We start from the raw sequence: 23034 nt of genomic DNA, 5'->3' as shown, positions 1-23034 counted from the left end.
GCGCTGTACTTTGAAGGCGGATTGGGCATTTGATGAAACTTCAGCCGATGTAGCGGCCAAGGTGTCGGATCCAACTTTATAAAGGTTAGAATCGCCACCTGCCCCAGAGTGTGTACTTATGTCCCAAGAGCTGACTTCCGAACAGATTCAACAGTCCCTGCAAGGCATCAGCGTGCCTGCTCAGCCGCAAATCATGGTGGATTTGCAGATGGAGCAGTACATGCCCGACCCGGATCTGGAAGTGATCGCGAAGCTGATCTCCCAGGACCCTGGGCTCTCTGGCGCCTTGCTGAAGATCGTCAACTCGCCGTATTACGGCTTGAGCAACAAGATCGCCTCGATCCAGCGTGCGGTGAACCTGCTGGGCAGCCGTTCGATCGTCAACCTGATCAATGCGCAATCGATCAAGGGCGAGATGAACGACGACACCATCGTCACCCTGAACCGTTTCTGGGATACGGCTCAGGACGTGGCGATGACCTGCCTGACGCTAGCCAAGCGCATCGGCGCCCAGGCCGGCGATGAAGCGTACGCGCTGGGGCTGTTTCACGACTGCGGCGTGCCGCTGATGTTGCAGCGTTTCCCCAATTACATGACAGTTCTGGAAGAGGCCTACGCCAACGCCGGTGCCGAATGCCGGGTGGTCGACACCGAGAACCGGGTGTTCAACACCAACCACGCGGTGGTCGGTTATTACACGGCCAAGTCCTGGCGCCTGCCGGAGCATGTGACCGCGGCGATTGCCAATCACCACAATGCCCTGGCGATTTTCAGCGACGAGTCTTCGCGCAACGCCCAGCTCAAGAACCTGCTGGCGATCCTGAAAATGGCCGAGCATATTTGTGCGTCTTACCGGGTGTTGGGTAATCAGACCGAAGACCACGAATGGAACAGCATCGGGCATCTGGTGCTCGATTATGTCGGTCTCTCGGACTACGACTTCGAGACCCTCAAGCAAACGATTCGCGACCTCGGCGCTCACCGCTGAGCACCGGACAGCCTGATTCGAGTACAGCATGCCTGAACTGCCAGAAGTCGAAACCACTCGCCGCGGGATTGCGCCGCACCTGGAAGGCCAGCGCGTCAGCCGGGTGATCGTGCGTGAGCGCCGCTTGCGCTGGCCGATTCCTGAAGACCTCGATGTGCGACTGTCCGGCCAGCGCATTGTGCTGGTGGAGCGGCGCGCAAAGTACCTGCTGATCAATGCAGAAGTGGGCACGCTGATCAGTCATCTGGGCATGTCGGGCAATCTGCGGCTGGTGGAGGTCGGCATGCCGGCCGCCAAGCACGAGCATGTGGACATCGAACTGGAGTCCGGCCTGGCCCTGCGCTATACCGACCCCCGCCGGTTTGGTGCGATGCTCTGGAGTCTCGATCCGCTCAACCACGAACTGCTGATTCGTCTGGGGCCGGAGCCGTTGACCGACCTGTTTGATGGCGATCGCTTGTTCCAGCAGTCGCGGGGACGATCCATGGCGGTCAAGCCGTTCATCATGGATAACGCGGTAGTGGTCGGCGTCGGCAATATCTATGCGACCGAAGCCTTGTTCGCCGCCGGCATCGACCCGCGTCGCGAGGCCAAGAGCATTTCCCGAGCGCGCTACTTGAAGCTGGCGATCGAGATCAAACGCATTTTGGCCGCCGCTATCGAGCGTGGCGGCACTACGCTGCGGGACTTTATCGGCGGCGATGGTCAGCCAGGTTATTTCCAGCAGGAATTGTTTGTGTATGGCCGTGGCAGTCAACCGTGCAAAGTCTGTGGCACCGAGCTGCGTGACGTAAAACTCGGGCAGCGCGCCAGCGTCTTTTGCCCACGCTGTCAGAGCTGATACGTCCTACGGTCTATAGTCAGTGTTCTGACTGCCTAGCCGAAGGACCGTGCCATGAATTCGTTTCGAACCCTTGTTGTTGCGCTGCTGCTGAGCGTCGGTGCACCAGCGCTGGCGGCAAACAGCGGCAGCGGTGACCCGCGCTACACCATCCAGAATCCCCCGGCCTACGCCATGCTTGGCGACTTGCTGATCGCCCGACCCTTGCTGGTCGTGGCGACGGTGATCGGTGCCGGGGCGTTTGTGGTGTCGTTGCCGTTTACCGCGTTGGGCGGCGGCATTGGCGATGCGGGGCAGGCGCTGGTGGTTGATCCGGCGAAAGCGGCGTTTGTGCGGTGTCTGGGGTGTGTCGGGGAGGGGTTTGAGCAGCGGGAGTGAAACCAGTTACATATTCGGTTTACCTGATGGCCTCATCGCGGGCAAGCCCGCTCCCACAGGGTTTTCGTGGTCCTTGTGGGAGCGGGCTTGCCCGCGATGGCGTCAGTACCGGCACCGCAATGTTCAAGCCTTCCCGGTAATAATCCGATACTTCGCCATCAACTGCTCTTCAGTCTCCGGATGCGCTTCATCCAGCGGAATGCAATCCACCGGGCAAACCTGCTGGCACTGAGGTTCGTCGTAGTGGCCGACACACTGTGTGCACAGGTTCGGGTCGATCACGTAGATCTCTTCGCCCTGGGAAATGGCGGCGTTCGGGCACTCGGGTTCGCAGACGTCGCAATTGATGCAATCGTCGGTGATGATCAGGGACATGCTAACTCCAGCCAGGGCGGACGGCCCGGGCGCAATAAACCAATGCGCGCAATTGTGCCGCATTGGCGCCCGCAGTGCACGCGGGCGCCGCTTGAGCGGTCGTTACTTCTTGAAGCGCTCGGTGAGGGCATCCGCCACCGCAGGGTGGACGAACTTGGTGATATCGCCGCCCAACGCTGCGATTTCACGAACCAGCGTCGAGGAAATGAAGGAGTAACGCTCGGACGGTGTAAGAAACAGGCTTTCCACATCCGGTGCCAGTTGGCGGTTCATGTTGGCCAGCTGGAATTCGTATTCGAAGTCCGACACCGCGCGCAAACCACGCAGGAACACATTGGCGTTCTTCTCTTTGGCAAAGTGCGCCAACAGCGTCGAGAAGCCGACGACTTCCACGTTCGGCAGATGTTTAGTGACCTCGCGGGCCAGCGCCACACGTTGTTCCAGGGGAAACAACGGGTTTTTCTTCGGGCTGGCAGCGACGGCGATGATCACATGATCGAACAGGCGCGCGGCGCGTTCGACCAAGTCGCCATGGCCCTTGGTAATAGGGTCGAAGGTACCTGGGTACAACACTCGGTTCATCGCGTCGTCCTGGCGGGAGTCCGTTGGGGAGTCGGATGGTATCGCAGCCTTCCCGGTCGGCCAAGTCGCCTGTTGGGTAAGAAAGCACTATAGACGATTGGGATATTCTCCGTTTTCATGGGTTTTTCAACCGTTCGGCGAGGGAAGTCGCCAGTTGCGCCGTCAACCCGTAGACCGACAATTGCGGGTTTGCGCCAATGCTGGTGGGAAACAGCGAGCCATCGTGGATCGACAGATTGCTGATCTGGTGATGCCGGCCAAGGCTGTCGGTCACGGCGTTTTTCGGGTCTTCACCCATCGCACAACCGCCCATCACATGAGCACTGCCCAGGCGGGTGCGGTACAGCTCAAGGCTCAAACCGTCGATCAAGGTGCGCGCCTCGGCCATGGTTTTCACATAGCGCGCGTCGGCGTGCATCGGCATGACCGCGTTGGCGCCACCGGCAAACTGGATTTCGGCCATGCTGTGGAAGGCCCGGCGCAAGCCGTCCCAGGCATAGGGTGAAACCTGATAGTCGAGCACCGGCGTGTTGTCGCCGCGTAATTCGACGCTGCCGCCCGGGCTGTCCGGGTGGAAGCCGTCCCGCAACAGCGCCAGCATCGCGTGGGTGTGCGGCAGGTTTTCCATGTGCGCGGCGTTTTTCTTGCCGAAACCGCCGAGCAGCGTGGAGGCGAGCGCCGGGTGCAGCGGTGGCACCTCCAGTTTGTAGGACATCTTGCCGGTTGTGCCGTCCTGCCATTGGAAATGATCGGAATAGATCGACTGCGGTGCGCCGTAGAACGGGTTGATCACCTCGTCGAACAGCCCGGCGGACATGTTCACCAAGTGCAGGAACGTGCGCTTGCCCAGGCGTGTGTGCGGATCGGGCGCCTCCGAACGCAGGAGCAGCGCCGGGCTGTTGATCCCACCGCCAGCGAGCACGTAGTGCCGCGCCTTGACCGTAATCGTGCGTCCGGTAGGCGCGACGCAGCGGTCGTCCATCGCCACACATTGCAGGCCGGTGACTTTGCCGTCCTTGATCGAGAGCTTCTCGGCACGAGCCAGATAAAGCAGCTCGCCACCTTTTTCCAGGGTCGCGGGAATGGTCGTGACCATCATCGATTGCTTGGCGTTGGTCGGGCAGCCCATGCCGCAATAGCCAAGGTTCCAGCAGCCGCGCACGTTGCGCGGAATCACATGCCAGGTGTAGCCAAGTTTTTCGCAGCCTTTGCGGATGACGTCGTTGTTGGCATTGGGCGGCACCATCCACGGGGCGACGCCCAGGCGTTGTTCCATTTTCTCGAACCACGGCGCCATCTCGGCCGGGCTGTGGCCTTTGACATCGTGTTCCTTGGCCCAATGCTCAAGCGTCGGGTCGGGGGTGCGGAAGCTCGACGTCCAGTTGATCAGCGTGGTGCCGCCTACCGCGCGGCCCTGGAGGATGGTGATCGCGCCGTCCTTGCTCATGCGGCCAATACCTTCCTGATAGAGGCTGGTGTAGGCCTGGTCTTCAAGCATCTTGAAGTCGCTGCTGGTCTTGAGGGGCCCTTCTTCGATCAGCAACACCTTGTAGCCGGCGGCGCTGAGGATTTCGGCGGTGGTCCCGCCGCCCGCGCCGCTGCCGATGATCGCCACGTCCGCTTCGAGGGTCAGGTCCTGGGTCAGTTGCGAGCCGTTGTAGGTTTTCCAGCCACGGGCCATGCCTTCGCGGAACGGGTCGGGTACGGGCATTTTCGGGTTCTCTTGTTGTTATGGTTTTGGATGCAGTGGTGAGGCGGCTGACGTCTTCGCGGGCAAGCCTCGCTCCCACAGGTTCTGAGTCGTTCACAAAAGGGCGGTCTACCTCGAACCTTGTGGGAGCGGGCTTGCCCGCGATGGGCGCGCCTCGGTCTCAAACGGCAGGCGGCCCGGGATACCCGCAATGCACCCACGATTCCGCTCGGCTGTACCAGGCCATCATCACCAGTTGCAGCAACGAGCTATGCCCCATGCGCAACAGGCTCAACGAGCTGTTTTCCCAGCGCTCGAGAAAATGCCGGATCTCATCGGCGCTGGCGTTTTCCCAGCTGCCCCAGATCCCGGTCAGCGGCCCGCGAGTCACCGCCATTCCCAGCACGTCGAACAATTGCTGAGTGAGCTTGAGCATTTCCGGCGACAGGTGATTCAGGTCGTTATCCAGGGTTTTAAGGGTGCCTTCGACGGCCGCCGGCATTTTCTCGACGGCCACGGCACCTTCGAGCATCACCGGCACCAATGCGCGCAGAAACAGCAGATCGCCGCTGCGCAAAATCGCGAAACCGCTGGCCGGGATGCTCGATGAGCAGCCGCTGAGGCTCGCGCCCAGTCCGGCCGTGGCCAGGAACGCACTCGCGCCGAGGCTGAATTTAAGCAGGCCGCGCCGTGACAGCGCGGGTGTATCGGACAGGCTTGGGCTCATTATTGTTATTACCCGACGGTGTGATCGTTAGCGGATAAACAGCTTCTGGATCAGCTTCTGAATGGTTTTTCCATACGGCGGGTAAATCAGCTTCGCCGCGTTGAAGCGCTGTTTGATCAACACGCCTTTGGCCTTGCTGAAGGTCAGGAAACCTTCGTGGCCGTGGTAATGGCCCATGCCCGAAGCGCCGATGCCACCGAACGGCATATCGTCCTGAGCCACGTGCAGCAAGGTGTCGTTGAGGCAAACGCCGCCGGAATGGGTTTCGTGGAGTACGCGATTTTGTTCGCGCTTGTCATAGCCGAAGTAATACAGCGCCAGCGGACGAGGTCGTTGATTGATGTAGGCAAACGCCTCGTCAAGATCCTTGTATGGAACGATCGGCAACAGCGGGCCGAAGATTTCGTCCTGCATCACGGTCATGTCGTCACTGACGTTTAGCAGCAGGCTATGACTCATGCGTCGGCCCTGGCCTTGATCAAACAACGGAATCAGCAGCGCGCCCTTGCTGGTGGCGTCGCTGACGTAGCCGTTGAGCCGCGCCAATTGCCGGTCATTGATGATGGCGGTGTAGTCCGGGTTGTCCGCTAGTGTCGGATAAAACCCGCGAACCGCCTGGCGATAGGCTTCGACGAAAGCGCCGATACGATCTTCCGGCACCAGCACGTAGTCCGGGGCTACGCAGGTTTGTCCGGCATTGAGGGTCTTGCCGAAGGCGATGCGTTCGGCAGCGTCCTTGAGTGGCACGTCGAGGGAAACGATGGCCGGGGATTTGCCACCCAGCTCAAGGGTCACCGGCGTCAGGTTCTCGGCCGCCGCGCGCATTACGTGCTTGCCGATGCTGGTGGCACCGGTGAACAGCAGATGATCGAACCGCAGGCGGGAGAATGCGACACCGATATCGGCTTCGCCCAGCACCACGCAGACCAGGTCTTGCGGGAAGATCCGGCCAAGCAGCTCCTTGAGCAGCAAACCGGTGGCAGGGGTCGACTCACTGAGTTTGAGCATCACCCGATTGCCCGCCGACAATGCGCCCACCAACGGCCCGATGGCCAAATACAGCGGGTAGTTCCAGGGTACGATCACGCCGACCACGCCCAGCGGCTGGTAAACAACCTTGGCTGATGCCGGCTGAAACGCGATACCGACCTTGCGCCGCGAAGCTTTCATCCAGCCTTTGAGGTGCTGGCTGGCGTAATGAATGCCGTGAAGGCTGGGCATCAGCTCGGCGAGCAGGGTTTCATCGGCGCTGCGGTGGCTGAAATCCTGGCTGATCGCATCGATCAAGGCCTGGCGCTCATTGCTCAGCAGATCCCGCAGGGCCTTGAGCCATTGTTGACGCTGGGCGGCCGGCGGCATCGGGTTGGCTGCATACGCCGCACGCTGCGCATCAAACAGGGCCTGGAGCTCGTCCAGAGGCTGTTGCAGGTTCTGCAAGTACGCGATGTCGGCGGTCATGATCGGCTCCGGTTTTTGTTGTAATGAGGCACTTTTTAGAGTCTATGCTCTATAAAGTCAAATGACATCCAGGTGCAGCAGTGTTTTATCCACTCGCCGATAGGTCGTAAGATGCCCGCCAACGCACTCTGAATTAAAGCTCAAGCCATGGCCCCTCGGATCAAAACCAGCGAGCGCATCGTGCAGAACAGCCTGGAGCTGTTTAATCAACAGGGCGAGCGCAGCATCAGCACCAACCACATTGCTGCCCACATGGAGATTTCTCCGGGCAACCTGTACTACCACTTCCCCAACAAGCAGGCGATCATCGCCGTGCTGTTCAGTGAGTACGAAAGCCTGGTGGACAGCTTCTTGCGCCCGCCTCAGGGCCGCGCGTCCACGGTGGAAGACAAGCGCTTCTACCTTCAGGAACTGCTGGCGGCGATGTGGCGCTACCGGTTTTTGCATCGTGATCTTGAGCATCTGCTCGACAGCGATCCCGAACTGGCCGCCCGTTATCGGCGTTTCTCCCAGCGCTGCCTGATCCATGGCACCCACATCTACGCCGCCTTCGTCGACGCCGGCATCCTGCAAATGGACAAGGTGCAGATCGAATCCCTGACGCTCAATGCCTGGATTATCCTGACGTCCTGGGTGCGTTTTCTGTGCACCACGCGGGAAAACTCCAATCACCTGAGTGAGCAGGCGATTAAACGTGGGGTGTATCAGGTGCTGGTGCTTGAGGCCGGTTTCGTCACGGATCAGGCTCGCGACGCGGTCAACGCGCTGTACGAAGAGTTTTACGTACCGCTGGCCCAGGCCCTTGAAGAAGTGCAGTAGGATTCAAGACCGACTTAATCACAGGAGCCCGTTATGCCCATTGCGCAACTGATCAGCCCGCAAGCGTTGGACCTGAAAAAGGATGCGCCTGGGCTGGTGATTCTGGATTGTCGTTTTGCCCTCGAAGACCCGGACTACGGCCAGCGCAGTTATGCCGAAGGGCATATCGCCGGGTCGAGCTTTGCCGATCTTGAGCGTGATTTGAGCGGGGCAGTGGTCAAGGGCGTGACCGGGCGCCATCCGCTGCCCGAACCTGAAGACTTGATCGAGCGCCTGCAAGCCTGGGGCATCAACGCCGACAGCGAAGTGGTTTTGTACGATGACGGTCCCGGTGCCTACGCGGCGCGGGCCTGGTGGTTGCTGGCCTGGCTGGGCAAACGTGATGGCGTGTTCATTCTCGATGGCGGGCTCAAGGCCTGGCACGCGGCCGGATTGCCGCTGAGTCTGGACAGGTGCGACATCAAGCGCGGCGCCTTCACCGGGACGCCGGACAATGCGCTGCTGTTGAGCGCCGAACAGCTTCAGCAGCGCCTCGGCCAACCCGCACTGACCTTGCTCGACGCCCGCGCCTTGCCGCGTTTCAAGGGCGAAGTCGAACCAATCGATCCGATTGCCGGGCACATTCCCGGTGCGCAATGCGCGGCCTTCACCGAGAACCTGGGCAGTGACGGGCGTTTCCTGCCGGCTGAGCAGCTCAAGCAGCGCTTTGCCGCGAAACTCGGCGATCGTGCACCGAGCGATCTGGTGGCCTATTGCGGATCTGGCGTGACGGCTTGCCATAACCTGTTTGCGCTGTGCCTCGCGGGTTATCCGTTGAGCTCGTTGTATGCCGGCTCGTGGAGCGAGTGGATCAACGATCCTCAACACGGCATCGCCACCGGCGAATAAACACTGATCCCTGTGGGAGCGAGCTTGCTCGCGATAGCGGTGGGTCGGTCAACATTGATGCTGATGGACCCACCGCTATCGCGAGCAGGCTCACTCCCACATGGGTATTCCGGCTGTTTTGAATCTCAGATCAGCCGGGCACTGCGATACGCCCCCGGTCCAACCCCGTAAACCTGCTTGAACTGCCGACTCAAATGGCTCTGGTCAGCAAATCCCAGTTGCATCGCGACTTCCAGCGGCAAATAACCGTTCTGTAACAGCGCCCTTGCCTGTGCGATGCGTTGCTGCATCAGCCAGGTGTGAGGCGGCATGCCCGTGGCGCGGCGAAAGACCCGGGCGAAGTGAAACGGTGACAGGTTGACCGCTGCCGCCAGTTCTTCCAGCGAGGGCGGCGCTGCCAATTGTGCTTGCAGCACGTCCTTGGCCAGCGTCACCGCCCGGTGCTCCTTGCCGGGTTTGCCGGCGATCGGCACGGCCGCATGACGTTGCAGCAGCAAGAGCATCATCTCCCGCCAGACGGTTTGCTGTTGCAGGGCCGTGGACGGACTTTCCAGCAAGCGATGCAGTTGGCAGAAACCCTTTACCAGATCCGGATCGCGATACAGCGTTGCGCCAAACCCCGGAAGGTTGTTGGTCGGCAACTCCAGTTCGTCCAGCAGCGAGAGAATCTGCCCGCTGTCCGGATAAAACGCCCGGTACAACCAACCGTCCTCGGTGCCTTTGTGGCCAGTGTGCAGTTCATCCGGGTTGATCAACACCAGCGTGCCGCTGCCAGCCAGGTGGTCGGCACCGCGATAGCGATAACGCTGGGCTCCGGCCATGATCATGCCGATCACATAACCGTCATGCACGTGGGGCGCGAAGCGGTGTTCGATGTAGCGCGCGGACAATAACTCGACACCGGCCAACGGCGCCGTTTGCCAGAAGCGAATCGACTCGCCCTGATCGGCGTCCATGGCTTACCCGCGACCCACGGCGCTCAGCCACTGCGGAATGCGTCGTTCCAGGTAATAACCCGGTTGCCGGAACGAGCCATCGACAAAGCCGACATGCCCGCCCTTGGCTTGCAGCTCGAATTGAGTGGAGGCGGACAATTCCGACGCGTGCGGCAGGCTATGGGGGAACACGAAGGGATCGTCGGCCGCCTGAATGATCAGGGTTGGCGTGCGAATCTGCCCAAGGTAATAGCGACTGGAGGCGCGGCGATAGTAATCCTCGGCATCGACGAAACCATTGAGCGGCGCCGTGACCCGGCCATCGAAATCCCAGAAGGTGCGCATGTTCTCCAGCGAGCCCAGCGCCGCCAATGCCGCCAGTCCATCCTCGCGTCCGTCATGCTGGAACTGGCGCTGCTTGTTCTTGATGTAGGCCACCATCTCGCGCATGAAATGCGCCTGATAGACCTTCGAAAAACCCTGGCCGATACGATCGGCGCACTGATCGAGACGAAACGGCACCGATACCGCCACCGCGCCTGACACGCCGCTGTCACTGCCAGTTTCGCCCAGATGCTTGAGCAAGACGTTGCCGCCCAGGGAATAGCCGACCGCATACAACGGTGCGAGAGGGCGCTTGGCCCGCAGGTGTTTGATGGCTTCTGCGAGGTCTTCGCTGGCGCCAGAATGGTAGCTGCGCGCCAACAGATTCGGCTCGCCCGAACAGCCGCGCCAGTTCAGCGCGACGCTGGCCCACCCTTGTGCACCGAGCGCTTTCTGCACCCCGGCCACGTAAGGCGAATTCGAAGAACCGGTCAGGCCGTGCAACACCAGCACCAGAGGCGCATCGGCGGCGTGCGGGCCGTGCCAGTCCATATCGAGAAAGTCGCCATCCTCAAGCCACAAGCGTTCGCGCTCGCGTTCGATGTGCGTGGTTTTGCGCCACAGCGGTCCCCACAAGGTTTGCAGGTGCGGGTTGCCGATGCCGAAGGCGGGGGTGAAGCGTTCTGACGGAAAGGACACGATTACTCTCGATGCAGCGGTGCGCAACCGGTGCGCACCTTTTCAGGCCGGTCGATTAACCGGCGATCTCTGCCATACGTTGCCACAACGCGTAATACACCCGCCCGGATTTCTGCTCCCGGTGCAGGCGCCAGTTGCCTGGCAAGCCAAGGCTCGACGGCGCGTTTTCGCTTTCAGTGTAGATCCACGCCTCATTGGCCAGCCACTGACGCTCTTCAAGGAGGGTGCAGACGGTCGGCAACAGGTCCTGATTGAACGGCGGATCGAGGAACACCAAGTCGTAGGCGGTCGCGGTCTGGGTTTCCAGATAGCGCAGGGCATCGGCGGTCTGAATCTGGCCGGTGGTGCAGCGCAGTGTACCCAGATGCTCCTTGATGCTGGCGACCGCGATGTTACTGGCGTCCAGCGCCTGACCCATCGCCGCGCCACGGGACAAGGCCTCGAGGAACAACGCGCCGCTGCCGGCGAACGGATCAAACACTTTGGCCCCCGCAACGTACGGCGCGAGCCAGTTGAACAGGGTCTCACGCACCCGGTCCGGGGTCGGGCGTAGGCCCGGTGCGTCCGGGAAGCTCAGCTTCCGGCTGCCCCATTCGCCGCCGATGATGCGCAGTTGGTTCACGCCGTTGTGTACGTTGTGAACGGGTTTCTTAGGACGAGTGGCCATTAATGCTCCGGAACCCCGAGCGGCTGCTCGGCAGGTTTATCAGTTGGGGCCGGTAACGGCTTTTGCGGCACGGTCGGGCCAGCGCTGACGATGACCATTTTGTCCGTGCTCAGGTGTTTGTTCAGTGCGGCTTTGACCTGCTCGACGGTCAGGCTCTGCGACTCACGCATGAAGTCATTCAGATAACTCAGCGGCAGGTTGTAGAAACCCATGGCGCCGAGCTGGCCGACGATATCGGCGTTGCTGGCGGTGGACAGCGGGAAGCTGCCGGCCAGTTCACGCTTGGCGTCGTCGAGTTCTTTCTGGGTCGGGCCGGTTTTAAGGTAGTCGGCGAGGACGTCCTGCACCAGTTTCAGCGTGCCTTCGCTCATCTCGGCGCGGGTTTGCAGGTTGATCATGAACGGACCGCGCGCCTGCATCGGGGTGAAGCCCGAATAGACGCCGTACGCCAGGCCGCGCTTCTCGCGCACTTCGCTCATCAAGCGGGTGCCGAAACCACCGCCGCCGAGGATCTGGTTGCCCATGGACAATGCGGCGTAGTCCGGATCGTCACGGTCGATGCCCAGTTGCGCAAGCATCAGGTTGGTTTGCTTGGACGGGAACTCGATGTGGCCGATGCTGGCCTTTGGTTCTTCAGGCTGCGGGATTTTCGCCAGCGCCGGGCCTTTCGGCAGCGCGCTGGAGACTTGCGCGGCAATCGCCTCGGCTTCGGCGCGGGACAAATCGCCCACCAGCGCAATCACCACGTTGCCGGCCGCATAGGCCTTCTCGTGGAACGCCTTGAGTTGCGCTACGGTAATCTCCGGGACGGTTTTTGCCGTGCCGTCACTGGAATGGGCGTAAGGGTGATCGCCGTACAAGCGGTTCATCAGCTCCAGGCTCGCCAATTTGCCCGGGTTCTGCTTCTGGTATTCGAACCCGGCGAGCATCTGGTTCTTGATGCGCGCAAAGGAGTCGGCAGGGAAGGTCGGCTTGCCGACGACTTCAGAGAACAGCTTCAGCGCAGGCTCGCGCTTGTCTGCGGCGCTGAGGCTGCGCAGGGAAGCCAGTGCCATATCCTTGAAGGCGCCGTTGCCAAAGTCTGCGCCCAGGCCTTCGAAGCCCTGAGCAATAGCGCCGACATCTTTACCGGCCACACCTTCGTTGAGCATCGCGTTGGTCAGCAGTGCGAGACCGGGCGCGTTGCCGTCCTGGCTGCTGCCGGCGGCGAAGATCAGGCGCAGGTCGAACATCGGCAGCTCGCGGGCTTCGACGAACATCACCTTGGCGCCTTCGGCGGTGTTCCAGGTCTGTACGTCGAGCGAACGGTGGCTCGGCGCCTTGCCGTCGAGTTCGGTCAGCGATTGCAGCTTCTGGCTGGCCTTGGCCTTGTCGAGGGCTTCGCTGGCCTTGGAGTCTTCGCTTTTCGACAAATAAAACGCAGCGGAGCCGATCAGCACGGCTGCGATCAGGCCGATCAGGGCCAGACGGGGTTTCTTACGCTCACTCATGAGTCGTCTCCAGTGGCAGTACATGGGCGACGCTGAGACGTTCGCGGGTGAAATACAGCTTGGCGGCTTTCTGGATATCTTCCGGGGTCACGCTTTCCAGGTCAGCGAGTTCGGTGTCCATGAGTTTCCAGGACAGGCCGACGGTTTCCAGCTGGCCGATGGAGGTGGCCTGGCTGGTGATCGAATCACGCTCGTAGACCAGACCGGCGATGACCTGGGCGCGGACGCGTTCCAGCTCTTCAGCGGACGGAGCGGTGGTTTTCAGCTGTTCAAGCAGCTTCCACAAACCAGCTTCGGCCTGGGCCATGGTTTTCTTTTTCTGGGTGTTCGGCGTCGCCGACAAGGTGAACAGGCTGTCGCCGCGGGTGTAGGCGTCGTAACTCGACGAACCTCCGGACACCAGCTCTTCGCCGCGTTCCAGTTGCGTCGGGATACGTCCGCTGTAGCCGCCGTCGAGCAGGGCCGAGATCAGGCGCAAGGCGTTCACCGAGCGTTTGTCTTCGGCGGTGGCGATGCTCGGCACGTTGAAGCCCAGCATCAGGCTCGGCAATTGGGTCTGCACGTGCAGGGTGATCTGCCGCTCGCCGGGTTCGGCCAGTTCCAGCGGGATTTTCGCCGGTGGCACGTCACGTTTGGCGATCGGGCCGAAGTAGCGCTGGGCCAGGGTTTTGACCTCGTCCGGGGTCACGTCGCCGACCACCACCAGCGTGGCGTTGTTCGGCACGTACCAGGATTGGTACCAGTGGCGCAGCTCTTCGACTTTCATGCGGTCCAGGTCCGCCATCCAGCCGATGGTCGGCGTGTGGTAACCGCTGGCGGGGAAGGCCATGGCCTTGAAGCGTTCGTAGGCCTTGGACATCGGCTTGTCGTCGGTGCGCAGGCGACGTTCTTCTTTAATGACTTCGATTTCCCGGGCGAACTCGTCGGCCGGCAGGCGCAGGCTGGCCATGCGGTCGGCTTCCAGCTCGAAGGCCACGCCGAGGCGGTCGCGGGCCAGCACCTGGTAATAGGCCGTGAAGTCATCGCTGGTGAACGCGTTCTCTTCGGCACCGAGGTCGCGCAGGATCAGCGACGCTTCGCCGGGGCCGACTTTCTCGCTGCCCTTGAACATCATGTGTTCCAGCGCGTGGGACAAACCGGTCTGACCTGGCGTCTCATAGCTGGAGCCGACCTTGTACCAGACCTGGGAAACCACCACTGGCGCACGATGGTCTTCGCGCACAACGACCTTCAGGCCGTTATCCAGAGTGAATTCGTGGGTGGGTTGTGGATCGGCAGCCAGGGCCGAGAGGGGCAGACAAACTGTGCTGAGCAGCAGGCCTGCAGCGCGGCGGGCTAAAGCATTCATTCGTTTTTAAACCTTTGGGGCTGCCCGCTTGTTCTTAGCGTCAGCGGGCGAGAGGGTGCTAGGATACTGATCCGTTTTACTGGCGGCCACGCCTATCAGGCCTTTGATCGGCCGGAAGGTTGCATGGGTTACCTGCGGAAGCTTTGAGTTTGTCAGCTAAACTCTGCGTTTTCGCCGACGATGCCGTTCCAGTCCTTCGTATTAGTCAACCTTTGAGGTGCTGTTTGCACCTCGACAAAATGTTGCGCGTGAACAAGCTGGGTCAATCGCAGTCTGTTCTGCATCGAATATTTATTTGCCGGGGCGCCCTTTGGCGCGTCGCTACCGTGAGATAGCCGTCCTCCATGTTTGGTTCCAACGACGACAAGAAGACCCCAGCTGCGGCTGGCGAGAAGAAAAGCCTGTTCGGATGGCTGCGCAAAAAGCCGCAGGAAACCGTCGTCGAACAGCCACAACCACTTCCTGAGCCAACCCCTGCGCCGGTAATAGAAGAACAGCTGGCGCCAGTTGTCTTGCCGATTGCCGAGCCGGTGCTGCAACCGGTGGCTGAGGCTGAGCCCGAAGTGGTTGCCGAGCAGCCACTGACACCCGCTCCAGAGCCGTGGCTGACGTTGCCGGTGGCGGAAGAACCGGTGGCCTTGGTTGAAAACGAGATGGCGCCGCATGTGACGCCGCCGATTCCTGCCCCGACTGCCCTTGCTCCCGAGCCTGTTCACGCGCCAGTGGTTGAGCCGGTTGTCGCGCCGGTCGTCGTGGCCGAGCCTGAGCCTGAGCCGGTTGCTCCGGAGCCGGTGATTCCTGCGTTCATCGCGCCTGTGGTTGAAGCGCCTGCGCCTGCTCCCGTAGTTGCCCCGGTAGCCGCTGCACCCGACGTTCCCGTCGAAGTCCCGGCCGAGCCGCCGCGTACCGAAGAAACCAAAGCCGGTTTCTTCGCCCGCCTCAAGCAAGGCCTGTCCAAGACCAGCGCCAGCATCGGCGAAGGCATGGCCAGCCTGTTTCTGGGCAAGAAAATCATCGATGACGAGCTGCTCGAAGACATTGAAACCCGTCTGCTGACCGCCGACGTTGGCGTTGAAGCGACCTCGGTGATCATTCAGCGCCTGACCCAGAAGGTCGCGCGCAAAGAGCTGGCCGATGCCGACGCGCTGTACAAATCCCTACAAGCTGAACTCGCGGCGATGCTCAAGCCTGTCGAGCAGCCGCTGAAAATCACCTCGCAGAACAAGCCCTTCGTGATTCTGGTGGTCGGCGTCAACGGCGCCGGCAAGACCACCACCATCGGCAAACTGGCGAAGAAGCTGCAACTCGAAGGCAAGAAAGTCATGCTCGCGGCCGGCGATACCTTCCGTGCCGCCGCCGTCGAGCAGTTGCAGGTGTGGGGCGAGCGCAACAAGATCCCGGTCATCGCCCAGCACACCGGCGCTGACTCGGCTTCGGTTATCTTCGATGCCGTGCAAGCCGCCAAGGCCCGTGGCATTGATGTGTTGATTGCCGACACTGCCGGTCGCCTGCACACCAAAGACAATTTGATGGAAGAGTTGAAAAAGGTTCGCCGGGTCATCAGCAAGCTCGACGCCGATGCGCCGCACGAAGTGCTGCTAGTGCTCGATGCCGGCACCGGCCAGAACGCGATCAACCAGGCCAAGCAATTCAACCAGACCGTCGAACTGACCGGCCTGGCGCTGACCAAGCTCGACGGCACCGCCAAGGGTGGGGTGATTTTCGCCCTGGCCAAGCAATTTGGTTTGCCGATTCGCTACATCGGCGTCGGTGAAGGCATCGATGATTTGCGTACTTTTGAAGCAGAACCCTTTGTCCAGGCATTGTTTGCCGAGCGGGAGCGTTCATGATTCGTTTCGAACAGGTCGGTAAGCGCTACCCGAACGGTCACGTCGGCTTGCATGAGCTGAGCTTTCGAGTCCGTCGGGGCGAGTTTTTGTTTGTGACCGGGCATTCCGGCGCCGGCAAAAGCACCTTGCTGCGGCTGCTGCTGGCGATGGAGCGTCCAACCACTGGCAAATTGCTGCTGGCGGGCCAGGACCTCGCCACCATCAGCAACGCACAGATTCCGTATCTGCGCCGACAGATCGGTGTGGTGTTCCAGAATCACCAGTTGCTGTTCGATCGCACGGTGTTCAACAACATCGCGCTGCCGTTGCAGATCCTTGGCCTGTCGAAGGCCGAGATCGTCAAACGGGTGGATTCGGCGCTTGAGCGCGTGGCGCTGTCGGATAAAACCGATCTGTACCCCGGCGACCTGTCCACCGGCCAGCAACAGCGCGTCGGCATCGCCCGCGCCATCGTCCACCGTCCGGCCTTGCTGCTGGCGGACGAACCGACCGGTAACCTCGATCCGCGCCTGGCGGCCGAGATCATGGGCGTGTTCGAAGACATCAACCGTCTGGGCACCAGCGTGCTGATTGCCAGTCACGACCTGGCGTTGATCGCCCGTATGCGTCATCGCATGCTGACCCTGCAACGCGGCCGACTGATCGGCGACGGGGAGGCGGGCGAATGAGTGCGACACGCAGCCCCAAGGTTTCCGAGCGTGTGGCGCCGAAAGCCGCCGATCCGCAACCGCAGAAGAAAAAACGCGACGATGACGACGGCCCGGATTTCGCCACGCTGTTTCGCGCCTGGGTAGAAAGCCACCGCGCCAGCCTGCTGGACAGCTTGCGCCGGTTGGGCAAACAGCCGATCGGCAGCTTTTTCACCTGCATGGTGATGGCGGTTGCCCTGAGTTTGCCGATGGGCCTGTCACTTTTGCTAAGTAACGTCGAGCGTCTGGGCGGTTCCTGGCAGCGAGCGGCGCAGATTTCCTTGTATCTGCAACTCGAGGCCAGCCCTGCTGAAGGCGAGTCGTTGCGCGAACAGATCAAAGGCATGCCCGGCGTAGCTGATGCTGAGTATGTCGGCCGTGATCAGGCGCTGGAAGAGTTCCAGCAGCAGTCCGGTCTGGGCGAGGCACTCAAGGAGCTGCCGGAAAACCCGCTGCCGGGCGTGGTTCTGGTGACCCCGAACGAAGTCGACAAGCCCGCGCTTGAAGCATTACGACAAAAACTTTCCGAGCTGCCGAAGGTACAACAAGCGCAACTTGATCTAGTCTGGGTCGAGCGTCTGGCAGCGATCCTCAAGCTGGGTGACCGTTTTGTCTTCGGTCTGACCGTGCTTCTGGTTTCTGCATTACTTTTGGTGATAGGCAATACCATTCGTCTTCATATTGAAAACCGCCGCACAGAGATAGAAGTGATTAAACTCGTCGGCGGCACTGACAGCTATGTGCGCAGGCCCTTTCTGTATATGGGCGCGTTGTATGGCTTCGGTGCGGGGATGCTTTCCTGGGGTGTATTGGCGTTCGGCCTGAACTGGCTGAACGACGCGGTGGTAGGGCTGGCCGGTTTGTACGGCAGTGATTTCGCGCTGGCCGGAGTGCCAGTTGCCGACGGTCTGTCTCTCTTGCTTGGCGCGGTGCTGTTGGGGTATATCGGTGCATGGATTGCAGTCGCACGCCACCTGAGGGAGCTTGCGCCTAAGTAGTATCATTTTGCTCGTATTGACCTTTCAGCGTTTTTGGGAACTTGTCTTTCGGTTTCCGGTCAATTTTCGCAGTGCTGAACTGCACGAGTTTGTAAGTGGGAGGTTTTTTCGTATGACCAATTCTTTGCAACCTGCATATGCTCTGGTCCCGGGTGCGAACCTGGAGGCCTATGTGCACACCGTGAACAGCATTCCATTGCTGACTCCGGAGCAGGAGCGTGAACTGGCCGAGAGTCTCTATTATGAGCAGGATTTGGGGGCGGCTCGGCAGATGGTGCTCGCCCACCTGCGTTTTGTTGTACATATCGCCCGTAGCTATTCCGGCTACGGCCTGGCTCAGGCTGACCTGATCCAGGAGGGCAACGTCGGCCTGATGAAGGCGGTGAAGCGCTTCAACCCGGAAATGGGTGTGCGTCTGGTTTCGTTCGCGGTGCACTGGATCAAGGCGGAAATTCACGAATTCATCCTGCGCAACTGGCGCATTGTGAAAGTCGCGACCACCAAGGCCCAGCGCAAGCTGTTCTTCAACCTGCGCAGCCAGAAAAAACGCCTGGCGTGGCTGAACAACGAGGAAGTCCACCGTGTGGCGGAAAGCCTCGGCGTAGAGCCGCGGGAAGTGCGCGAGATGGAAAGTCGCCTGACCGGCCATGACATGGCCTTCGACCCGGCTGCGGAAGCGGACGACGACAGCGCTTTCCAGTCGCCGGCCAACTATCTGGAAGACCACCGGTACGACCCGGCCCGTCAACTGGAAGATGCTGACTGGAGCGACAACTCCAACCACAACCTGCACGAAGCGCTGGAAGTGCTGGACGACCGCAGCCGTGACATCCTCTACCAGCGCTGGCTGGCAGAAGAAAAAGCCACGCTGCACGACCTGGCGCAGAAGTACAACGTGTCGGCCGAGCGTATTCGTCAGCTCGAGAAGAGCGCGATGAACAAGCTCAAGTTGTCGATCGCCGCTTAACCTGCGCGCCCGGCAATAAAAAACGCCCCGATCATTGATCGGGGCGTTTTTGTTTGTGCTCATTTCGCCAGCTTCACCCAGATCCCCTGTGGGAGCGAGCTTGCTCGCGATAGCGTCGGGTCAGTCACTATTCATGTTGAATGATCAACCGCTATCGCGAGCAAGCTCGCTCCCACAGGGATATTCGGTGATTGGTAGATTGGCGTTGGGCTACTGCGCCCAAGGCGCCCGGCGTGAGTCGTTGATGCCAACCAGATAGCTATCACCGCCCAACTGACTCATCTGCTGCCGAATCCAGCCAGCCCGACGCGCAACATAGTTGGTCGGATGACTCGCACTCCACACCCGTGGATTAGGCAGCACCGCCGCCAGCAAACTCGACTGCTGCCGAGAAAGAGACTTGGCGCCAACACCAAAGTGATGCCGGGCCGCCGCTTCAGCGCCGAACACCCCGTCATCCCACTCGACACTGTTCAGGTACACCTCAAGAATCCGCTGCTTGGGCCAAAGCACCTCAATCAGCCCGGTAAACCACGCTTCCAGGCCTTTACGCAGCCAGCTGCGCCCAGACCACAAAAACAGATTCTTTGAGACTTGCTGGCTCAGGGTGCTGGCACCGCGAATCGAACCGCCGAGTTCGTTATGGGCCAATGCTTTCTGGATCGCGCCAAAGTCAAATCCCCAATGCTCCGGGAATTTCTGATCTTCGCCCGCTATTACGGCGACTTTCAGGTCATCGGAGATTTCATCCCAGGGTTTCCAGGTGCGTTGCAGGTCAATCGGCTCGCCGTCGAACCATGATTCGACCTTGCGCTCGACCATCAAGGCCGTTCCCGGTGGCGGTACCACGCGAAAAATCAGTACCAGCAATACGCTGCCGCCCGCGAACCAGAGCAGGGCCTTTGTGAATCGTCGCAAAAATATACGCAGCATAGAGATGGCTTGGCCGAACCCGTTGAGCGGGCCATTATACAGACCCTGTTGATCGAGTCTGACTGGAGTTCTTCATGCTGCGTGGCTTTCTGATGCTGGCCGCTTTCTTCGGCTTCACTGGCGTTACCCTTGGCGCGTTTGCCGCCCACGGCCTGAAAAACCGTCTGACGCCTGAATATCTGGCGATTTTCCACACCGGCGTCACTTACCAACTGGTGCATACCCTGGCCCTGTTGGGTATTGCTCTGCTGGCCACGCAGATTCCAGGACGTTTGATTACGTGGGCGGGTGCCTCGTTTGCCATTGGCATCCTGCTGTTTTCCGGCAGTCTGTACCTGCTGACCCTGACCGGCGTCAGCAAGCTCGGGATCGTCACACCCTTCGGCGGCCTGGCATTCCTGGTTGGCTGGTTCTGCCTGGGGCTCGCCGCCTGGCGGTTGAGCTGACCGGACGGTCCATTTCATGACGAATGGCTTGGGTCGCCAAGACTGATCGGGCTAGAATGCCAGCCCCTAAAAATGATGGCGGCATTCGGTATGCGCATTCAGTTGAACGGCGAATCCCTTGAACTGCCCGACGGTGAAACCGTTGCGGCCCTGCTGACCCGTCTGGAACTGACCGGACGCCGGGTGGCGGTCGAACTCAATCTGGATATCGTCCCGCGCAGCCAGCACGCAGATACCACGCTGAACGACGGCGATTCCGTCGAAGTGGTACACGCCATCGGCGGCGGCTAGTCGCCCGGCCCGCAAGGGCCCAGAATTCTGCAAGAACCTCACCCCTACAGAGGATTTCCCATGAGCATCGTTCGTAGCGACAAGCCCTTCGTCCTGGCCGGTCGTACTTACCAGTCGCGTTTGCTGGTAGGCACCGGCAAGTACCGCGACATGGAAGAAACCCGCCTGGCCATCGGAGCTTCGGGTGCCGAGATCGTCACCTTTGCCGTGCGCCGCACCAACCTCGGCCAGAACCCGGGCGAACCGAACCTGCTCGAAGTCCTGTCGCCGGATCGCTACACCTTCCTGCCGAACACTGCCGGTTGCTTCGACGCTACCGAGGCTGTGCGCACCTGTCGTCTGGCCCGTGAGCTGCTCGGCGGCCACAACCTGGTGAAGCTGGAAGTGCTGGCGGACCAGAAAACCCTGTTCCCCAACGTGATCGAAACCCTCAAGGCCGCCGAAGTGCTGGTCAAGGAAGGTTTCGACGTGATGGTCTACACCAGCGATGACCCGATCATCGCCCGTCAACTGGCGGAAATCGGTGTTATCGCGGTCATGCCGCTGGCCGGTCTGATCGGCACGGGCCTGGGGATCTGCAACCCGTACAACCTGCAGATCATCCTCGAAGAAGCCAAGATTCCTGTGCTGGTGGATGCCGGTGTCGGTACCGCTTCCGACGCCACCATCGCCATGGAACTGGGTTGCGAAGCGGTGCTGATGAACTCGGCCATCGCCCATGCCCAGCAGCCGATCATGATGGCTGAAGCCATGAAACACGCCATCGTCGCGGGCCGCCTGGCCTACCTCGCCGGCCGCATGCCGAAAAAACTCTATGCCAGCGCCTCCTCGCCGCTGGATGGTCTGATCAAGTAAGAGCCATTGATGACTGAATCAAACGACACGCCAATCCAGCCGGAAGAAGGCGAAGAGCGCCAACACCGCCGCATCAAGAGCTTCGTGATGCGCGCCGGGCGCATGACTGAAGGCCAGCAAAAAGGCCTGGAGCAGGGCACGCCGCTGTTCGTCCTGCCGCTGGCCGACGCGCCGGTCGACTTCGACCAAGTGTTCGGTCGCTCCGCACCGCGCTCGCTGGAAATCGGTTTCGGCATGGGCCATTCGCTGCTGGAAATGGCCGCAGCCTCGCCGGAACAGGATTTCATTGGCGTGGAAGTTCACCGTCCGGGTGTCGGCGCGCTGCTCAACGGCGTGCTGACTCAGGGCCTGACCAACCTGCGGGTCTACGATTGCGACGCGATCGAAGTGCTCAACCGTTGCGTGGCCGACAACAGCCTCGATCGCCTGATGCTGTTTTTCCCGGACCCGTGGCACAAGAGCCGTCACCACAAACGCCGTATCGTTCAGGCGTCCTTCGCTGAACTGGTGCGCAGCAAGTTGAAAGTCGGCGGCATTCTGCACATGGCCACCGACTGGGAACCGTACGCCGAGTACATGCTGGAAGTGATGAACGTCGCGCCGGGCTACCGCAACCTCGCCGAAGACGGCAAATGCGTCCCGCGCCCGACCGAGCGCCCGATCACCAAGTTCGAACGCCGCGGCGAACGTCTTGGGCATGGCGTGTGGGACCTGAAGTTCGAAAAGCAGTCCTGAGCCCTACGCAATACCCAATGTGGGAGTGAGCCTGCTCGCGATAGCGGTCTGACCGTCAACGAAGATGTTGAATGTCAGGCCCTCATCGCGAGCAAGCTCGCTCCCACATTTGTTTTGTGTCGGGGTCAAGAACGGGGCATGGCCGCCGAAAGCTCTACGTCCCCACTTGTAAAGGAAGACAGGTTTTGAAAGTCATTTTCGTCTGCACGCTATTTTTTAGTCTGCTGTTTTCTGCAGCTTGCGAACGCGTTGTAACGCCCGATGAATACTTTGCACGCGCCCAGCGAGTGGCCGACAAAATCAAGCGTGACGCCGGTGAGCGGTTAAGGCAGGAGGCCGCCGGAGAGCCTGATTTCAAGTACAGTCCAGAGCAGCTGCGCAATGCAGAAGGTGATTTTGGAGCGCTCGCAGACAATCTGAAGCGAGCGTCGGATGGCGGACACACGCTCGCAACGTACTTTCTGGCTAACCTGCAGGACAATCCGATGTTCTCTGAGCGCACGCGCATAGCGACGTGTGGCCTTTACCAAAAAGCCATGGGCCAAGGCTTGCTGGCAGCTGCGGTTGGCTATTACCACTTGTGCGACAAGGCATACGAAAGGTTTGATCTGCACAACGCGGATCACCTGAAGTACTTGCAGTCGCTGGAGCAGTTGCTGCAAAAGCCCGACGCCCATGGTGACGCCTATCCGTTACCGGCCAAGCATTCCCTGTGTTTCGTGGACGAAGCGGCACCCTCACCGCAGCAGGGTGTGCTGGCGGCCATGCAGGCTCGCGCTGTCGCGCTGGTCCTGACCGAAGATCAATATCGGGCCGAGGCCAACTACATTCTGGCGCTGACGCGTGTAGACAAGAATGACCGGCCTGACGGTCAGAATATTGCCTACCTGGATGAGGCTGAAGCGCTGGGCTGCAATGATTTTCACGGGCTAAGCGCCATGATGCGCAATGCAGTCAAGGTCGCCGACAAGCATTAAAGGCATCCGCAATACCCAATGTGGGAGTGAGACCGGCTTGCCGGCGATACCGTCATTACATTCAACATCTTTGTTGACTGTCAC

General features: G+C 60.6%; 25 protein-coding genes. 14 read left to right on the top strand and 11 right to left on the bottom strand.

Going from position 1 to position 23034, the window contains the following annotated elements:
- Positions 1-172: 172 nt before the first annotated feature.
- The 3 genes from ACYZT8_RS28130 to ACYZT8_RS28120 are packed head-to-tail and all read left to right on the top strand — an operon-like array spanning position 173 to position 2207.
- Positions 173-988, top strand: a complete 816-nt coding sequence (locus tag ACYZT8_RS28130; RefSeq protein WP_461982636.1) for an HDOD domain-containing protein — start codon at positions 173-175, stop codon at positions 986-988.
- A gap of 28 nt (positions 989-1016) precedes the next feature.
- Positions 1017-1829 (top strand): bifunctional DNA-formamidopyrimidine glycosylase/DNA-(apurinic or apyrimidinic site) lyase, encoded by an 813-nt coding sequence (mutM, locus tag ACYZT8_RS28125; protein ID WP_461956156.1) that lies wholly within the window; start codon positions 1017-1019, stop codon positions 1827-1829.
- Positions 1830-1883: 54 nt separating this feature from the next.
- Positions 1884-2207 carry a multidrug transporter gene (locus tag ACYZT8_RS28120; protein ID WP_461977566.1) on the top strand — a complete coding sequence of 108 codons (324 nt, stop codon included), beginning with the start codon at positions 1884-1886 and terminating at the stop codon, positions 2205-2207.
- Positions 2208-2330: 123 nt separating this feature from the next.
- Here ACYZT8_RS28120 and ACYZT8_RS28115 read toward each other — a convergent pair whose 3' ends face one another.
- From ACYZT8_RS28115 to ACYZT8_RS28095, 5 genes are all read right to left on the bottom strand, one after another.
- Positions 2331-2582 (bottom strand): YfhL family 4Fe-4S dicluster ferredoxin, encoded by a 252-nt coding sequence (locus ACYZT8_RS28115; protein WP_010466792.1) that lies wholly within the window; start codon positions 2580-2582, stop codon positions 2331-2333.
- Positions 2583-2684: 102 nt separating this feature from the next.
- Complete coding sequence (coaD, locus tag ACYZT8_RS28110; protein WP_109635631.1) at positions 2685-3164, bottom strand: pantetheine-phosphate adenylyltransferase; 480 nt, start codon at positions 3162-3164, stop codon at positions 2685-2687.
- A gap of 115 nt (positions 3165-3279) precedes the next feature.
- Positions 3280-4875: a GMC family oxidoreductase gene (locus ACYZT8_RS28105; protein WP_461977563.1), complete on the bottom strand. Its 1596-nt coding sequence runs from the start codon at positions 4873-4875 to the stop codon at positions 3280-3282.
- 160 nt (positions 4876-5035) lie between these two features.
- Positions 5036-5581: a twin-arginine translocation pathway signal protein gene (locus tag ACYZT8_RS28100; RefSeq protein ID WP_461977561.1), complete on the bottom strand. Its 546-nt coding sequence runs from the start codon at positions 5579-5581 to the stop codon at positions 5036-5038.
- A 27-nt stretch (positions 5582-5608) separates the two neighbouring features.
- Positions 5609-7039, bottom strand: coding sequence for a coniferyl aldehyde dehydrogenase (locus ACYZT8_RS28095; protein WP_461977559.1), 1431 nt, complete (start codon positions 7037-7039; stop codon positions 5609-5611).
- Between the two features lie 147 nt (positions 7040-7186).
- Here ACYZT8_RS28095 and ACYZT8_RS28090 point away from each other — a divergent pair, with 147 nt between their 5' ends.
- Together ACYZT8_RS28090 and ACYZT8_RS28085 are read left to right on the top strand one after the other, a co-directional pair.
- Positions 7187-7858 carry a TetR/AcrR family transcriptional regulator gene (locus ACYZT8_RS28090; protein WP_461956150.1) on the top strand — a complete coding sequence of 224 codons (672 nt, stop codon included), beginning with the start codon at positions 7187-7189 and terminating at the stop codon, positions 7856-7858.
- Positions 7859-7891: 33 nt separating this feature from the next.
- Positions 7892-8746, top strand: coding sequence for a sulfurtransferase (locus ACYZT8_RS28085; RefSeq protein ID WP_461977557.1), 855 nt, complete (start codon positions 7892-7894; stop codon positions 8744-8746).
- Positions 8747-8871: 125 nt separating this feature from the next.
- Here the strand turns inward: ACYZT8_RS28085 and ACYZT8_RS28080 are convergent, their stop codons facing one another.
- Genes ACYZT8_RS28080 through ACYZT8_RS28060 form a run of 5 tightly spaced genes read right to left on the bottom strand, consistent with a single transcriptional unit; the run spans position 8872 to position 14209 of the window.
- Positions 8872-9702, bottom strand: a complete 831-nt coding sequence (locus tag ACYZT8_RS28080) for an AraC family transcriptional regulator (protein WP_461977555.1) — start codon at positions 9700-9702, stop codon at positions 8872-8874.
- A gap of 3 nt (positions 9703-9705) precedes the next feature.
- Positions 9706-10704 carry a hydrolase gene (locus ACYZT8_RS28075; protein ID WP_461977553.1) on the bottom strand — a complete coding sequence of 333 codons (999 nt, stop codon included), beginning with the start codon at positions 10702-10704 and terminating at the stop codon, positions 9706-9708.
- Positions 10705-10759: 55 nt separating this feature from the next.
- Positions 10760-11371, bottom strand: coding sequence for a 16S rRNA (guanine(966)-N(2))-methyltransferase RsmD (rsmD, locus tag ACYZT8_RS28070; protein WP_109635619.1), 612 nt, complete (start codon positions 11369-11371; stop codon positions 10760-10762).
- On the bottom strand, positions 11371-12861 hold the full coding sequence (locus ACYZT8_RS28065) for a M16 family metallopeptidase (RefSeq protein ID WP_461977551.1): 1491 nt from the start codon (positions 12859-12861) through the stop codon (positions 11371-11373). The genes rsmD and ACYZT8_RS28065 overlap by 1 nt, the downstream gene beginning before the upstream one ends.
- Positions 12854-14209, bottom strand: a complete 1356-nt coding sequence (locus ACYZT8_RS28060) for a M16 family metallopeptidase (protein WP_461956145.1) — start codon at positions 14207-14209, stop codon at positions 12854-12856. The genes ACYZT8_RS28065 and ACYZT8_RS28060 overlap by 8 nt, the downstream gene beginning before the upstream one ends.
- 344 nt (positions 14210-14553) lie before the next feature.
- On the opposite strand from ACYZT8_RS28060, the gene ftsY reads away from it, so the two are divergent.
- The 4 genes from ftsY (at position 14554) to rpoH (ending at position 18713) form a co-directional block, all read left to right on the top strand.
- Positions 14554-16059: a signal recognition particle-docking protein FtsY gene (gene ftsY / locus ACYZT8_RS28055; protein WP_461977549.1), complete on the top strand. Its 1506-nt coding sequence runs from the start codon at positions 14554-14556 to the stop codon at positions 16057-16059.
- Positions 16056-16727 carry a cell division ATP-binding protein FtsE gene (gene ftsE, locus ACYZT8_RS28050; protein ID WP_461977547.1) on the top strand — a complete coding sequence of 224 codons (672 nt, stop codon included), beginning with the start codon at positions 16056-16058 and terminating at the stop codon, positions 16725-16727. The genes ftsY and ftsE overlap by 4 nt, the downstream gene beginning before the upstream one ends.
- Positions 16724-17746 carry a permease-like cell division protein FtsX gene (ftsX, locus tag ACYZT8_RS28045; RefSeq protein ID WP_461977545.1) on the top strand — a complete coding sequence of 341 codons (1023 nt, stop codon included), beginning with the start codon at positions 16724-16726 and terminating at the stop codon, positions 17744-17746. The genes ftsE and ftsX overlap by 4 nt, the downstream gene beginning before the upstream one ends.
- A 112-nt stretch (positions 17747-17858) precedes the next feature.
- Entirely contained in the window at positions 17859-18713 is an 855-nt protein-coding gene (rpoH, locus tag ACYZT8_RS28040; protein ID WP_007897890.1) for an RNA polymerase sigma factor RpoH, read from the top strand.
- 210 nt (positions 18714-18923) lie between these two features.
- Here rpoH and mtgA read toward each other — a convergent pair whose 3' ends face one another.
- Positions 18924-19646: a monofunctional biosynthetic peptidoglycan transglycosylase gene (gene mtgA / locus ACYZT8_RS28035; RefSeq protein WP_461977543.1), complete on the bottom strand. Its 723-nt coding sequence runs from the start codon at positions 19644-19646 to the stop codon at positions 18924-18926.
- Positions 19647-19720: 74 nt separating this feature from the next.
- Here mtgA and ACYZT8_RS28030 point away from each other — a divergent pair, with 74 nt between their 5' ends.
- From ACYZT8_RS28030 to ACYZT8_RS28010, 5 genes are all read left to right on the top strand, one after another.
- The gene (locus ACYZT8_RS28030) at positions 19721-20092 is read left to right on the top strand and encodes a DUF423 domain-containing protein (RefSeq protein WP_461977541.1); all 372 of its coding nucleotides are present in this window, start codon (positions 19721-19723) and stop codon (positions 20090-20092) included.
- Positions 20093-20182: 90 nt separating this feature from the next.
- Positions 20183-20383, top strand: a complete 201-nt coding sequence (thiS, locus tag ACYZT8_RS28025) for a sulfur carrier protein ThiS (RefSeq protein WP_008026157.1) — start codon at positions 20183-20185, stop codon at positions 20381-20383.
- Positions 20384-20443: 60 nt separating this feature from the next.
- Positions 20444-21238 carry a thiazole synthase gene (locus ACYZT8_RS28020; protein WP_461977539.1) on the top strand — a complete coding sequence of 265 codons (795 nt, stop codon included), beginning with the start codon at positions 20444-20446 and terminating at the stop codon, positions 21236-21238.
- Positions 21239-21247: 9 nt separating this feature from the next.
- The gene (trmB, locus tag ACYZT8_RS28015) at positions 21248-21973 is read left to right on the top strand and encodes a tRNA (guanosine(46)-N7)-methyltransferase TrmB (protein ID WP_461977537.1); all 726 of its coding nucleotides are present in this window, start codon (positions 21248-21250) and stop codon (positions 21971-21973) included.
- 185 nt (positions 21974-22158) lie between these two features.
- Positions 22159-22950: a hypothetical protein gene (locus ACYZT8_RS28010; protein ID WP_461977535.1), complete on the top strand. Its 792-nt coding sequence runs from the start codon at positions 22159-22161 to the stop codon at positions 22948-22950.
- The last annotated feature ends 84 nt before the right edge of the window (positions 22951-23034 follow it).

Source organism: Pseudomonas sp. LB3P93 (genome assembly GCF_054898025.1).
Note: the sequence above shows the minus strand (reverse complement) of the source record. Positions and strands in the feature narration are given on the sequence as shown.

Bases quoted from the DNA above. Each gene is read 5' to 3' on its own strand.
- mutM (WP_461956156.1), top strand. From the start codon at position 1,017: ATGCCTGAACTGCCAGAAGTCGAAACCACTCGCCGCGGGATTGCGCCG.
- ACYZT8_RS28120 (WP_461977566.1), top strand. From the start codon at position 1,884: ATGAATTCGTTTCGAACCCTTGTTGTTGCGCTGCTGCTGAGCGTCGGT.
- ACYZT8_RS28115 (WP_010466792.1), bottom strand. From the start codon at position 2,582: ATGTCCCTGATCATCACCGACGATTGCATCAATTGCGACGTCTGCGAA.
- coaD (WP_109635631.1), bottom strand. From the start codon at position 3,164: ATGAACCGAGTGTTGTACCCAGGTACCTTCGACCCTATTACCAAGGGC.
- ACYZT8_RS28105 (WP_461977563.1), bottom strand. From the start codon at position 4,875: ATGCCCGTACCCGACCCGTTCCGCGAAGGCATGGCCCGTGGCTGGAAA.
- ACYZT8_RS28100 (WP_461977561.1), bottom strand. From the start codon at position 5,581: ATGAGCCCAAGCCTGTCCGATACACCCGCGCTGTCACGGCGCGGCCTG.
- ACYZT8_RS28095 (WP_461977559.1), bottom strand. From the start codon at position 7,039: ATGACCGCCGACATCGCGTACTTGCAGAACCTGCAACAGCCTCTGGAC.
- ACYZT8_RS28090 (WP_461956150.1), top strand. From the start codon at position 7,187: ATGGCCCCTCGGATCAAAACCAGCGAGCGCATCGTGCAGAACAGCCTG.
- ACYZT8_RS28085 (WP_461977557.1), top strand. From the start codon at position 7,892: ATGCCCATTGCGCAACTGATCAGCCCGCAAGCGTTGGACCTGAAAAAG.
- ACYZT8_RS28080 (WP_461977555.1), bottom strand. From the start codon at position 9,702: ATGGACGCCGATCAGGGCGAGTCGATTCGCTTCTGGCAAACGGCGCCG.
- rsmD (WP_109635619.1), bottom strand. From the start codon at position 11,371: ATGGCCACTCGTCCTAAGAAACCCGTTCACAACGTACACAACGGCGTG.
- ACYZT8_RS28065 (WP_461977551.1), bottom strand. From the start codon at position 12,861: ATGAGTGAGCGTAAGAAACCCCGTCTGGCCCTGATCGGCCTGATCGCA.
- ACYZT8_RS28060 (WP_461956145.1), bottom strand. From the start codon at position 14,209: ATGAATGCTTTAGCCCGCCGCGCTGCAGGCCTGCTGCTCAGCACAGTT.
- ftsY (WP_461977549.1), top strand. From the start codon at position 14,554: ATGTTTGGTTCCAACGACGACAAGAAGACCCCAGCTGCGGCTGGCGAG.
- ftsE (WP_461977547.1), top strand. From the start codon at position 16,056: ATGATTCGTTTCGAACAGGTCGGTAAGCGCTACCCGAACGGTCACGTC.
- ftsX (WP_461977545.1), top strand. From the start codon at position 16,724: ATGAGTGCGACACGCAGCCCCAAGGTTTCCGAGCGTGTGGCGCCGAAA.
- rpoH (WP_007897890.1), top strand. From the start codon at position 17,859: ATGACCAATTCTTTGCAACCTGCATATGCTCTGGTCCCGGGTGCGAAC.
- mtgA (WP_461977543.1), bottom strand. From the start codon at position 19,646: ATGCTGCGTATATTTTTGCGACGATTCACAAAGGCCCTGCTCTGGTTC.
- ACYZT8_RS28030 (WP_461977541.1), top strand. From the start codon at position 19,721: ATGCTGCGTGGCTTTCTGATGCTGGCCGCTTTCTTCGGCTTCACTGGC.
- thiS (WP_008026157.1), top strand. From the start codon at position 20,183: ATGCGCATTCAGTTGAACGGCGAATCCCTTGAACTGCCCGACGGTGAA.
- ACYZT8_RS28020 (WP_461977539.1), top strand. From the start codon at position 20,444: ATGAGCATCGTTCGTAGCGACAAGCCCTTCGTCCTGGCCGGTCGTACT.
- trmB (WP_461977537.1), top strand. From the start codon at position 21,248: ATGACTGAATCAAACGACACGCCAATCCAGCCGGAAGAAGGCGAAGAG.